This window comes from Escherichia sp. WS1451 (genome assembly GCF_046487365.1).
Lineage (GTDB): Bacteria > Pseudomonadota > Gammaproteobacteria > Enterobacterales > Enterobacteriaceae > Escherichia > Escherichia coli.
In genome coordinates this window covers 67920-79982 of record NZ_JBJQJP010000016.1, presented here as the reverse complement: position 1 = coordinate 79982, position 12063 = coordinate 67920, and the positions used below count along the sequence as shown (strand labels likewise).

At 51.6% G+C, this 12063-nt stretch carries 8 protein-coding genes, 7 tRNA genes and 1 pseudogene; 13 read left to right on the top strand and 3 right to left on the bottom strand.

The genetic code is table 11. The annotated features are described in order from the left end of the window. Nucleotides 1-21 precede the first annotated feature (21 nt). On the bottom strand, nt 22-459 hold the full coding sequence (locus ACJHX7_RS18925) for a hypothetical protein (protein ID WP_000943488.1): 438 nt from the start codon (nt 457-459) through the stop codon (nt 22-24). Nucleotides 460-791: 332 nt separating this feature from the next. On the opposite strand from ACJHX7_RS18925, the gene ACJHX7_RS18920 reads away from it, so the two are divergent. From ACJHX7_RS18920 to ACJHX7_RS18890, 7 genes are all read left to right on the top strand, one after another. Next, nucleotides 792-868: transfer RNA gene (locus ACJHX7_RS18920), tRNA-Met, on the top strand. A gap of 8 nt (nt 869-876) precedes the next feature. Then, nucleotides 877-961, top strand: a tRNA-Leu gene (locus tag ACJHX7_RS18915). Nucleotides 962-984: 23 nt separating this feature from the next. Continuing rightward, nucleotides 985-1059, top strand: a tRNA-Gln gene (locus ACJHX7_RS18910). 34 nt (nt 1060-1093) lie between these two features. Continuing rightward, nucleotides 1094-1168: transfer RNA gene (locus ACJHX7_RS18905), tRNA-Gln, on the top strand. Between the two features lie 15 nt (nt 1169-1183). Then, nucleotides 1184-1260, top strand: a tRNA-Met gene (locus tag ACJHX7_RS18900). A 48-nt stretch (nt 1261-1308) separates the two neighbouring features. Beyond that, nucleotides 1309-1383, top strand: a tRNA-Gln gene (locus tag ACJHX7_RS18895). Between the two features lie 37 nt (nt 1384-1420). Beyond that, nucleotides 1421-1495: transfer RNA gene (locus ACJHX7_RS18890), tRNA-Gln, on the top strand. A gap of 118 nt (nt 1496-1613) precedes the next feature. On the opposite strand, the gene ubiF is transcribed toward ACJHX7_RS18890, so the two are convergent. After that, on the bottom strand, nt 1614-2789 hold the full coding sequence (gene ubiF, locus ACJHX7_RS18885; RefSeq protein WP_000184553.1) for a 3-demethoxyubiquinol 3-hydroxylase: 1176 nt from the start codon (nt 2787-2789) through the stop codon (nt 1614-1616). A gap of 145 nt (nt 2790-2934) precedes the next feature. On the opposite strand from ubiF, the gene miaB reads away from it, so the two are divergent. The 5 genes from miaB (at nt 2935) to lnt (ending at nt 8550) form a co-directional block, all read left to right on the top strand. After that, a complete protein-coding gene (gene miaB / locus ACJHX7_RS18880; RefSeq protein ID WP_000162740.1) occupies nt 2935-4359 on the top strand; it encodes a tRNA (N6-isopentenyl adenosine(37)-C2)-methylthiotransferase MiaB in 1425 nt (474 codons plus the stop codon). A 152-nt stretch (nt 4360-4511) separates the two neighbouring features. Continuing rightward, nucleotides 4512-5552, top strand: a complete 1041-nt coding sequence (locus ACJHX7_RS18875) for a PhoH family protein (protein WP_001018040.1) — start codon at nt 4512-4514, stop codon at nt 5550-5552. Further along, nucleotides 5549-6016, top strand: coding sequence for an rRNA maturation RNase YbeY (gene ybeY, locus ACJHX7_RS18870; protein WP_000084469.1), 468 nt, complete (start codon nt 5549-5551; stop codon nt 6014-6016). Before ACJHX7_RS18875 ends, ybeY begins: the two co-directional genes overlap by 4 nt. A gap of 89 nt (nt 6017-6105) precedes the next feature. Continuing rightward, nucleotides 6106-6984 carry a CNNM family magnesium/cobalt transport protein CorC gene (gene corC, locus ACJHX7_RS18865; protein WP_001278605.1) on the top strand — a complete coding sequence of 293 codons (879 nt, stop codon included), beginning with the start codon at nt 6106-6108 and terminating at the stop codon, nt 6982-6984. A gap of 24 nt (nt 6985-7008) precedes the next feature. Then, nucleotides 7009-8550 (top strand): apolipoprotein N-acyltransferase, encoded by a 1542-nt coding sequence (gene lnt, locus ACJHX7_RS18860; protein WP_032170917.1) that lies wholly within the window; start codon nt 7009-7011, stop codon nt 8548-8550. A gap of 132 nt (nt 8551-8682) precedes the next feature. Here the strand turns inward: lnt and ACJHX7_RS18855 are convergent. Beyond that, a pseudogene (locus ACJHX7_RS18855) lies at nt 8683-10559 on the bottom strand (rhomboid family intramembrane serine protease). 453 nt (nt 10560-11012) lie between these two features. Here ACJHX7_RS18855 and gltI point away from each other — a divergent pair. Beyond that, nucleotides 11013-11921, top strand: coding sequence for a glutamate/aspartate ABC transporter substrate-binding protein GltI (gltI, locus tag ACJHX7_RS18850; RefSeq protein WP_001298614.1), 909 nt, complete (start codon nt 11013-11015; stop codon nt 11919-11921). The last annotated feature ends 142 nt before the right edge of the window (nt 11922-12063 follow it).

Sequence of the window (12063 nt, the reverse complement as noted above, 5' to 3'; positions counted from 1 at the left end):
TAAAATCCGGGGCTGTTTCAGTTATTGAGGTGCTTGTTGATTCTGATATGCAGTAAGGAAATGTTCCGGGTTTGCCACATCGCTGTTTGACAACTCATTACTGTAGGCCACCGACCAGGTCGCCTGCTCATCCGGAATATGCAGGCTGCCATTCCCCTCTTTCAGGCGTAATAACTCAAAAGATTTGCCCTTAATTACGGCGGTATAGGATTTTTCACCTTCCTGTAATGCTTTCACTTTACAGCGAAAAATCTGGCCATCGATGTCATTATCAACATGCGATACCTGAATGAGGGCTTCATTAGAGGCTTTCGGCCCTATCCGCATCATCCACACCACAGCGCCTTCCTGCCCACGATAGCCAAAAACATATTTACCGATTTCCGGTTTGACCGTATCGGCAAACGCAGATTGCATAAGTAATAACGCACCCATCAGCGCCGTCATAAAACGCAGCATAGTATTCCCTCAATAAATCGCCTGAAGTGGTAGCAGAGATGCAGGCGTAGCGATCCCTGCCCTGTCCTGTTGCAACGGGCCAGTATTTCATAGATTAATTTCCCACCACTATTGTTGAATTCCGAATTTCATCCTGTATGACAAAAGAATGGCTGTAGGGTGGGGAAAAAACACAAAGTAAACAATAATTGACGAATATAGCGCCATGCTGTTCGCAACCTAACCAAACAGTCACTTTCGAGCAATTTTCCTTGAAAAAGAGGTTGACGCTGCAAGGCTCTATACGCATAATGCGCCCCGCAACGCCGATAAGGTATCGCGAAAAAAAAGATGGCTACGTAGCTCAGTTGGTTAGAGCACATCACTCATAATGATGGGGTCACAGGTTCGAATCCCGTCGTAGCCACCATCTTTTTTGCGGGAGTGGCGAAATTGGTAGACGCACCAGATTTAGGTTCTGGCGCCGCAAGGTGTGCGAGTTCAAGTCTCGCCTCCCGCACCATTCACCAGAAAGCGTTGTACGGATGGGGTATCGCCAAGCGGTAAGGCACCGGTTTTTGATACCGGCATTCCCTGGTTCGAATCCAGGTACCCCAGCCATATTCTTCGAGTAAGCGGTTCACCGCCCGGTTATTGGGGTATCGCCAAGCGGTAAGGCACCGGTTTTTGATACCGGCATTCCCTGGTTCGAATCCAGGTACCCCAGCCATCGAAGAAACAATCTGGCTACGTAGCTCAGTTGGTTAGAGCACATCACTCATAATGATGGGGTCACAGGTTCGAATCCCGTCGTAGCCACCAAATTCTGAATGTGTCGAATGTGTTCGGCAAATTCACAAACCAATTTGTTGGGGTATCGCCAAGCGGTAAGGCACCGGATTCTGATTCCGGCATTCCGAGGTTCGAATCCTCGTACCCCAGCCAATTTATTCAAGACGCTTACCTTGTAAGTGCACCCAGTTGGGGTATCGCCAAGCGGTAAGGCACCGGATTCTGATTCCGGCATTCCGAGGTTCGAATCCTCGTACCCCAGCCACATTAAAAAAGCTCGCTTCGGCGAGCTTTTTGCTTTTCTGCGTATATTCAATGTCGGATGCGACGCTGACGCGTCTTATCCGACCTACGGTTGGCATGCATCCGGCAATGTTGTAAGGCTACAACCCTAACGCATATTTCAGCGCCTGACGTTTCAACACGCCAGCACGCTCCGCCGCCATCAAACCAAGATTACGCACAAAACGCAGCGGCGGCAGATTATTACTGAATCCGGCATAAAACAGATCCATACCGCTTTGCATAATGAAGTTATCCGCCATACGCCGCATCTGGTAACGCTTGAGGACAGGATAACTGGCCCACGCTTCACCGTAGCTGCGGGCATTCACCAGAACGTCAATCAGCGCATCAACATCGCGATAACCGAGGTTAACCCCCTGCCCCGCCAACGGATGAATGGTGTGCGCGGCATCGCCCACCAGCGCAAGCCCTGGTTGCACATACTGCAACGCATGGCGACGTGTCAGCGGAAACGCACCAGCGGCAAGCGGTGTCACGTAACCCAGACGCGACGGGAAATGCTTCGCGATTTCCGCCTGGAGCTGCGCCATATTCATATTCTGCAACTGGCGAATACGCGCCGGAGAGTCATACCACACCAGCGACGCCCAGTTATCAAACAGCGGCAAAAACGCACGCGGCCCGTCCGGAGTAAACTGCTGCCAGGTGCTGTCGCCGGGATCATTCTCGCACTGTACGCTAATCAACATACACGACTGCGCATACTGCCAGGCATGAACGCCAATTCCCGCTATCTGCCGCACCTGCGAATTTGCGCCATCGGCACCAATCACCAGCTTCGCGCGGATCGTTTCACCGCCCTTCAGTTCCAGCTCCTGAAGATCATTATGGCGATGCAGCGCAATCAGCGAGCCTGGCACACGTAACGTTACTTTCGGATGCGCTTCCAGCGCCTGCCACAGCGCCTGTTGCAGGACAGTGTTTTCCACCATGTAGCCAAGCAACGGTAGCTTAAGTTCAGCGGCGTCAAACACCACATGCGCCGTTTCCCACTCCCACGTTTCCAGTCTGCGGTAAGGATGGCAACGCATAGCCTGTACTGCATCCCAGACCCCTAACCCTTTAAGCAATGATACCGAAGCCGCACTAATCGCCGAGATCCGCACGTCCGGCTGGCTGTCAGCGACAAACGGTGCAGGTTGGGCATGTTCGATAACCATTACCGAAAATCCGTGCTGAGCCAGTCCCAGCGCCAGTGCGCCGCCGACCATTCCTCCGCCGACAATGGCAATTTCCGTTGGTTGATTTGTCATGGTCAATCATCCTGTTAGCAATATGCTTTAAGTTTACAGGATTTTTACCCCCAAGGGCTGATAACGCTCATACTGGTCACAACGGCAGCAAAGCATTACACTATGCGCCCTGCATTCCTGGCTACTATTTCGCAAGAGCAAGTCGATGACCAAAAAACTCCATATTAAAACCTGGGGCTGTCAGATGAACGAGTACGATTCATCGAAGATGGCCGATCTGCTGGATGCCACCCACGGCTATCAACTGACCGATGTGGCGGAAGAAGCGGATGTGCTGCTGCTGAACACCTGCTCAATCCGCGAGAAGGCTCAGGAAAAAGTCTTCCATCAGTTGGGTCGCTGGAAACTGTTAAAAGAGAAGAATCCAGACCTGATTATCGGCGTCGGCGGCTGCGTGGCATCGCAAGAAGGCGAGCACATTCGCCAGCGCGCCCACTATGTCGATATTATTTTTGGGCCGCAAACGCTGCACCGTCTGCCGGAGATGATCAACTCCGTGCGCGGCGACCGCAGCCCGGTTGTAGATATCAGCTTCCCGGAAATCGAGAAGTTTGACCGTCTGCCGGAACCGCGCGCCGAAGGGCCGACCGCGTTTGTCTCCATCATGGAAGGCTGCAATAAATATTGCACCTACTGCGTAGTGCCTTACACCCGTGGTGAAGAGGTAAGCCGTCCGTCCGACGATATTCTGTTTGAAATTGCCCAGCTTGCGGCTCAGGGCGTGCGTGAAGTCAACCTGCTCGGTCAGAACGTGAACGCCTGGCGTGGTGAGAACTACGACGGCACCACCGGATCGTTTGCCGACCTGCTGCGTCTGGTTGCGGCGATCGACGGGATCGATCGTATTCGCTTTACCACCAGCCATCCGATCGAATTCACCGACGATATCATCGAAGTGTACCGCGACACGCCGGAGCTGGTGAGTTTCCTGCATCTGCCGGTACAGAGCGGTTCCGATCGCATTCTGAACCTGATGGGACGTACCCATACAGCGCTGGAGTACAAAGCGATCATCCGTAAACTGCGTGCGGCGCGTCCGGATATTCAGATCAGTTCTGACTTCATCGTTGGCTTCCCTGGCGAAACCACCGAAGACTTCGAGAAAACGATGAAGCTGATTGCCGACGTCAATTTCGACATGAGCTACAGCTTTATCTTCTCTGCACGTCCGGGTACGCCAGCCGCCGATATGGTTGATGATGTTCCGGAAGAAGAGAAGAAGCAGCGTCTGTATATTCTGCAAGAACGTATTAATCAGCAAGCGATGGCATGGAGCCGCCGGATGCTCGGCACCACCCAGCGTATTCTGGTAGAAGGTACATCGCGTAAGAGCATCATGGAGCTTTCCGGTCGCACTGAAAATAACCGCGTGGTCAACTTTGAAGGCACGCCAGATATGATCGGTAAATTCGTCGATGTAGAAATTACCGACGTCTACCCGAACTCTCTGCGCGGTAAAGTGGTGCGTACTGAAGATGAAATGGGTCTGCGCGTGGCAGAAACACCGGAATCGGTCATTGCCCGTACCCGCAAAGAAAACGACCTTGGCGTGGGTTATTATCAGCCGTAATTCTCAGGCCTGCCGTTCCGGTGGGCCTTGTTTTTTCTCTCTTTATCCCCATCTTTATCGCAATGCTTGCGCCTTTTTCCTGTGGCGTGAATAATTTCCTTATAGGCCGGTGAATGTTCAGCTTCCGGCGGCATACAGATAAGAGGAACGGTTTGAACATAGACACTCGCGAAATCACCCTGGAGCCAGCAGACAACGCGCGTCTGTTGAGCCTGTGCGGCCCGTTTGATGACAACATCAAACAACTCGAACGCCGTCTCGGCATCGAAATCAATCGCCGCGATAACCACTTTAAACTGACCGGCCGTCCGATTTGCGTCACCGCTGCGGCAGACATTCTGCGTAGCCTGTATGTCGATACCGCCCCGATGCGCGGTCAGATTCAGGATATCGAACCGGAACAGATCCACCTTGCAATTAAAGAAGCGCGGGTACTGGAGCAAAGCGCGGAGAGCGTGCCGGAGTACGGCAAAGCGGTCAATATCAAAACCAAACGCGGCGTAATTAAGCCGCGCACGCCAAACCAGGCGCAGTACATCGCCAATATTCTCGACCATGACATCACCTTCGGCGTTGGCCCGGCGGGTACGGGTAAAACCTACCTGGCAGTGGCTGCGGCAGTTGATGCCCTGGAGCGTCAGGAAATTCGCCGTATTTTGCTGACTCGTCCGGCAGTAGAAGCCGGTGAGAAGCTGGGCTTCCTGCCTGGCGATTTAAGCCAGAAAGTAGACCCCTATCTGCGCCCACTGTACGACGCGCTGTTTGAAATGCTGGGCTTTGAGAAAGTCGAGAAACTGATTGAGCGCAACGTTATTGAAGTCGCGCCGCTGGCCTATATGCGTGGTCGTACGCTGAACGACGCGTTTATCATTCTCGATGAGAGCCAGAACACTACCATCGAACAGATGAAGATGTTCCTGACCCGTATCGGTTTTAACTCAAAAGCGGTTATCACCGGCGACGTCACGCAGATCGACTTGCCGCGTAATACTAAATCAGGCTTACGTCACGCTATCGAAGTGTTAGCCGATGTCGAAGAGATCAGCTTTAACTTCTTCCACAGCGAAGACGTGGTTCGTCACCCGGTGGTGGCGCGTATCGTTAACGCTTATGAAGCCTGGGAAGAAGCCGAACAAAAACGTAAAGCGGCGCTGGCAGCAGAACGCAAGCGCGAAGAACAGGAACAAAAATGAGTCAGGTGATCCTCGATTTACAACTGGCATGTGAAGATAATTCCGGGTTACCGGAAGAGAGCCAGTTTCAAACATGGCTGAATGCGGTGATCCCGCAGTTTCAGGAAGAGTCGGAAGTGACTATTCGCGTGGTCGATACCGCCGAAAGCCACAGTCTGAATCTGACCTATCGCGGTAAGGATAAGCCGACCAACGTGCTCTCCTTCCCGTTTGAAGTGCCGCCTGGCATGGAAATGTCGCTACTGGGCGATCTGGTTATCTGCCGTCAGGTGGTTGAGAAGGAAGCTCAGGAGCAAGGCAAACCACTGGAGGCGCACTGGGCGCATATGGTGGTGCACGGCAGTCTGCATTTGTTAGGTTACGATCACATCGAAGATGACGAAGCAGAAGAAATGGAAGCCCTCGAAACAGAGATTATGCTTGCTCTGGGCTATGAGGATCCGTACATTGCCGAGAAAGAATAATTTGCCAGGCATTTGACTGGCAGACGTCCCCGCCGTTGGTGATTAACGACGGCGTTTTGATTAACTAACATGAGAACCCATACGACGCCATGAGCGACGACAATTCACACAGTAGTGACACGATAAGCAACAAGAAGGGATTTTTCTCCCTGTTACTCAGCCAACTTTTCCACGGTGAACCGAAAAACCGTGACGAACTGCTGGCGCTGATCCGTGATTCCGGGCAGAACGACCTTATCGACGAAGATACGCGCGATATGCTCGAAGGGGTGATGGACATCGCAGACCAACGCGTCCGCGACATCATGATCCCCCGCTCCCAGATGATTACCCTGAAACGCAACCAGACACTGGACGAATGCCTTGATGTCATCATCGAGTCCGCCCACTCACGTTTCCCGGTGATTAGCGAAGACAAAGATCACATTGAAGGGATTCTGATGGCGAAAGACTTGCTGCCGTTTATGCGCAGCGATGCTGAAGCCTTCAGCATGGACAAAGTGTTACGTCAGGCGGTTGTCGTTCCTGAAAGTAAGCGCGTAGACCGGATGCTGAAAGAGTTTCGCTCTCAGCGTTACCACATGGCGATCGTCATTGACGAATTCGGTGGGGTTTCCGGTCTGGTGACCATTGAAGACATCCTGGAACTGATTGTTGGTGAGATTGAAGACGAGTATGACGAAGAAGATGATATCGACTTCCGTCAGTTGAGTCGTCATACCTGGACCGTGCGCGCACTGGCTTCCATTGAAGACTTCAACGAAGCGTTCGGCACCCACTTTAGCGATGAAGAAGTCGACACTATTGGTGGTCTGGTGATGCAGGCATTTGGGCATCTTCCGGCGCGTGGTGAAACCATCGACATCGACGGTTACCAGTTCAAAGTGGCGATGGCCGACAGTCGGCGTATTATTCAGGTTCATGTCAAAATTCCGGATGACTCACCCCAGCCAAAGCTGGATGAATAAAACCGAAACTGGATAGATAACTACATGGCTTTTGCCTCATTAATTGAACGCCAGCGCATTCGCCTGCTGCTGGCGTTATTATTCGGTGCCTGCGGAACGCTGGCCTTCTCTCCTTACGACGTCTGGCCTGCGGCGATTATTTCGCTGATGGGGCTTCAGGCGTTGACCTTTAACCGTCGTCCACTCCAGTCTGCCGCTATTGGCTTCTGCTGGGGATTTGGCCTCTTTGGCAGCGGTATTAACTGGGTCTATGTCAGCATTGCGACCTTTGGTGGGATGCCTGGCCCGGTTAACATCTTCCTGGTGGTGCTGCTGGCGGCGTATCTGTCGCTTTATACCGGGCTGTTTGCTGGCGTGCTGTCGCGTCTGTGGCCGAAAATCACCTGGCTACGCGTGGCGATTGCCGCTCCTGCTCTCTGGCAAGTGACCGAGTTTCTGCGCGGTTGGGTACTGACCGGATTCCCGTGGTTACAGTTCGGCTATAGCCAGATTGACGGCCCGTTAAAAGGGCTGGCACCGATAATGGGCGTGGAAGCCATTAACTTCCTGCTAATGATGGTTAGCGGCCTGCTGGCACTGGCGTTAGTCAAACGCAACTGGCGTCCGCTGGTGGTGGCCGTCGTGCTGTTTGCCCTTCCCTTCCCGCTGCGTTACATCCAGTGGTTTACCCCGCAACCGGAGAAAACCATTCAGGTTTCGATGGTTCAGGGCGATATTCCGCAATCGCTGAAATGGGACGAAGGCCAGCTTCTTAATACGCTGAAGATTTACTACAACGCAACGGCACCGCTGATGGGCAAATCATCGTTGATTATCTGGCCGGAGTCGGCGATAACCGATCTGGAAATTAATCAGCAACCGTTCCTCAAAGCACTGGACGGTGAGTTGCGCGATAAAGGTAGCTCGCTGGTAACCGGGATTGTTGACGCACGTCTCAATAAGCAGAACCGCTACGATACCTACAACACCATCATCACGCTGGGTAAAGGTGCGCCGTACAGCTACGAATCAGCCGATCGCTATAACAAAAACCATCTGGTGCCGTTTGGCGAGTTTGTCCCGCTGGAGTCGATTCTGCGTCCGTTAGCACCGTTCTTTGATCTGCCGATGTCGTCGTTCAGCCGTGGGCCATATATCCAGCCGCCGCTGTCGGTAAATGGTATTGAGCTTACTGCGGCTATTTGCTACGAAATCATTCTCGGCGAGCAAGTGCGCGATAACTTCCGCCCGGATACCGACTATCTGCTGACTATCTCCAACGATGCGTGGTTTGGTAAGTCTATTGGTCCATGGCAGCACTTCCAGATGGCGCGAATGCGTGCGTTGGAGCTGGCGCGCCCATTGCTGCGTAGCACCAACAACGGTATTACGGCGGTGATTGGCCCGCAGGGTGAGATTCAGGCAATGATCCCGCAGTTCACCCGCGAAGTGTTGACCACTAACGTGACGCCGACTACCGGACTCACACCGTACGCACGTACCGGCAACTGGCCGCTGTGGGTGCTTACGGCGCTGTTTGGTTTTGCCGCTGTGTTGATGAGTCTGCGTCAGCGACGTAAACGTTGATGTGAATGATGCGCTGGCCTGCAAAATTGCATCATTTTTGCAGGCTAGATAAACCGTTAACACCGCATCCGGTATCAACAAAACGTACTTTCTCATTGAGCTGTGGGGCGTGATTATCATGCCCCTTTTTTCTTACGGTTCAGGGATACAAGCCACATCACCATATTGGGGATGCCGAATAATTGCCTGCGGATCAAGCGAGCGCGTCCTGTCCATTTGGATTAACCCGTTCTTCGCCATAACAAATATCTTTCTACCATCCGCTGAAAAACGAAGATGATTAACGTAGCTGGCAGGATAAACGCCAATAATCTGCCCGGCATTAATATTGAGCAGGATGACATAACCTTGCAGGCCATATGACACCAACGCTAAATACTGACCGTCCGGGCTAATACCCTCAACGGAATAAACGCTCCTGCTACACCATTGCGTCATAATGCTGGCTTGTTGATCCCCTACGCTTATACGTGAAATCCCCTGACTATCGGCAAAAATAATCTCACCATTTTTGGTCGGAATCCCATCGCAGAAACGACACCACGCGCATCACCTGTGGGAAAGTCTTCTTTCTGATGCGTGATGGTATTGATGCGTACAATGTCGCCTCTGACCATACCGGGTATCAACAATGTTTTTTCATCCGGGGAAAGTGCCATAACCCAGGCGCCTGGTTTACCGCTCGTCCCCGTCCCGTCGTATTTCTCCAGCGGGATATCCGCCACATGCTGATAAGTCACCAGATCAATGGCTGACACACTATTACTGGTGCGATTCATCACCCAGGCTTTTGTGCCATCACGCGAGAGGATAAGACTGTCAGGATGTGCACCGGTGGTAATCGACTGAATAATCTCCCCCGTCGCCACGTTAATGACCGATAACGCATTCGCTTCAAATGAAGTTGCATAAAGCAACGTTTCATCCGGGCTTAACGCCAGCGATCTGACGGCCTGATCTTTACAGCCACCACAATGTTTGAGTGACTTTTCTTTCGCTATGGGCGCTGTAAAGGTATGCAGGATTTTCTTTTGTCCGAGGTCGAAAACAACAATGCTGTTGGTGTTTTCAATTGCGGCATACAACGTATTACCATCCCGACTGATCGCCATATCATGGATATCGGCAATCTCAGCGAGTAAATCACCACTGGCCTGCTCACGACTTACCGGAGCGGATAATGTTTCCGTGAGGGCGTTGCGCTCCTCCATTAACTGCTGCTTTTTTTGTCGTCGCTCTTGTTCAATCTCCTGCGGATAAAACGCTTCACGCAGGCTTTGCCTGACCTGTAAAACTGATTCATCAATCTGCTGCTGCACAAGCCAGATAGCCCCGGTCAGAAGAAGAGTGACCGCAACAATAATCCCGCCTTCCGTAACGAATCGGTTTTGCCCAACTAAACGCGCGCTCAGCCAACCCAACGCGCCACCCGCAATCAGGCCGCCAATGTGGCAAGCGTTATCTATTCCTGTTTGCCGGGCACCGTACAACAGTGTCAGCGCCACCATACCCAACAGAGGAAATACTCGCCGCTGGTTTTTATGGTGTGTGCCCGCACCTGAAGCAAGCTGTGTTGCTATCGCAGCGCCAGCTATTCCCATAATTGCCCCGGATGCCCCAACGCTGATGACTATCTGCTCACTTTCGCGTAACGCATAACAGGCGCTGGTGAGCCCACCAAAGATGCCGGAGAATAACCAGATAATCAGGAGCCGCCATTTCCCCAGTATCCGTTCCGCCACTGTCCCCACCACCAGGAGTGCAAACATATTCATCAGCAAATGGGAAAAACTACTGTGCAGAAAAACACTGCTCAATAAGCGCCAGGATTCATCCGACAACGTGAGAGAAGCAACGTTAGCGCCGAGATGGATGAGTGCGGATTGATCGACTTCTTCGTAACTCATCCATTGTGCGAGGTAACAAAATATCCCAACACAGAGCGCAAAAAGGATCAGGGTTATTGCGGGTAATTGAACATTTAACGGCTTAACCGAAGATGCAGACATAAGGTGATTCTTCCTTGAAAAGACTAGTAAAAAGCATTTTCCCGTGTGTAGTTATCATCCCGGCAAACGTCCCACACCGAAAAGTTAACACTGTCCGAAATATGACTTTTTCAGCCTAAAATTACAATCGTAATTAATTCACCCCTAAGTATTTTTTGGCATGTAAGTTGCTTTATTTACTGTGTAAGCAATGAAATCAGCCGCGACGCAACCGGGTTGCACCACCACAAATCAGCGGTAGCACCAAAAAGGTGCAGTTTAAGAATTTTGCTTCGGAATGGTGCGGCGCATCTCGCAAAAATAAACAATAAAACAGCAATACCTTTACATTTATCCAAACTAAATGTTACCTAACAAACACAACACTGCACAATAAAGTCGCAGATGATAACAACACAAACACTCACAACGGGTATCCATGCGTTTTTAACGCAGAAGATAAAGGAGTTGGATATGCAATTACGTAAACCTGCCACAGCAATCCTGGCCCTGGCGCTTTCCGCAGGACTGGCACAGGCAGATGACGCCGCCCCGGCAGCAGGCAGCACGCTGGACAAAATCGCCAAAAACGGCGTGATTGTCGTCGGTCACCGTGAATCTTCAGTACCTTTCTCTTATTACGACAATCAGCAAAAAGTGGTGGGCTACTCGCAGGATTACTCCAACGCCATTGTTGAAGCAGTGAAAAAGAAACTCAACAAACCGGACTTACAGGTGAAATTGATTCCGATCACCTCACAAAACCGTATTCCACTGCTGCAAAACGGCACTTTCGATTTTGAATGCGGTTCTACCACCAACAATGCCGAACGCCAAAAACAGGCGGCTTTCTCTGACACTATTTTCGTGGTCGGTACGCGCCTGTTGACCAAAAAGGGTGGCGATATCAAAGATTTCGCCGATCTGAAAGGCAAAGCCGTAGTCGTCACTTCCGGCACTACCTCTGAAGTTTTGCTCAACAAACTGAATGAAGAGCAAAAAATGAATATGCGAATTATCAGCGCCAAAGATCACGGTGACTCTTTCCGTACCCTGGAAAGCGGTCGTGCCGTTGCCTTTATGATGGATGATGCTCTGCTGGCTGGTGAACGTGCGAAAGCGAAGAAACCAGACAACTGGGAAATCGTCGGCAAGCCGCAGTCTCAGGAAGCCTACGGTTGCATGTTGCGTAAAGACGATCCGCAGTTCAAAAAGCTGATGGATGACACTATCGCTCAGGTGCAGACCTCCGGTGAAGCGGAAAAATGGTTTGATAAGTGGTTCAAAAATCCAATTCCGCCGAAAAACCTGAACATGAATTTCGAACTGTCGGACGAAATGAAAGCACTGTTCAAAGAACCGAATGACAAGGCACTGAACTAATTACAAGAACCAGGGGCGGAAATTCCAGCCCTCTCGATTGTTACGTAGCACGGACAGACTATACGCCTGGTGGTCGTTCCCCATCGGGCCTGAAAACCGCAATACGCTGGGTAACAATCTTCGAGGGTAGCAGTTAACGCTG

What these genes read in the sequence shown, in the direction of transcription:
- ACJHX7_RS18925 (WP_000943488.1), bottom strand. Translation starts at nt 459, where the DNA reads ATGCTGCGTTTTATGACGGCGCTGATGGGTGCGTTATTACTTATGCAA.
- ubiF (WP_000184553.1), bottom strand. Translation starts at nt 2,789, where the DNA reads ATGACAAATCAACCAACGGAAATTGCCATTGTCGGCGGAGGAATGGTC.
- miaB (WP_000162740.1), top strand. Translation starts at nt 2,935, where the DNA reads ATGACCAAAAAACTCCATATTAAAACCTGGGGCTGTCAGATGAACGAG.
- ybeY (WP_000084469.1), top strand. Translation starts at nt 5,549, where the DNA reads ATGAGTCAGGTGATCCTCGATTTACAACTGGCATGTGAAGATAATTCC.
- corC (WP_001278605.1), top strand. Translation starts at nt 6,106, where the DNA reads ATGAGCGACGACAATTCACACAGTAGTGACACGATAAGCAACAAGAAG.
- lnt (WP_032170917.1), top strand. Translation starts at nt 7,009, where the DNA reads ATGGCTTTTGCCTCATTAATTGAACGCCAGCGCATTCGCCTGCTGCTG.
- gltI (WP_001298614.1), top strand. Translation starts at nt 11,013, where the DNA reads ATGCAATTACGTAAACCTGCCACAGCAATCCTGGCCCTGGCGCTTTCC.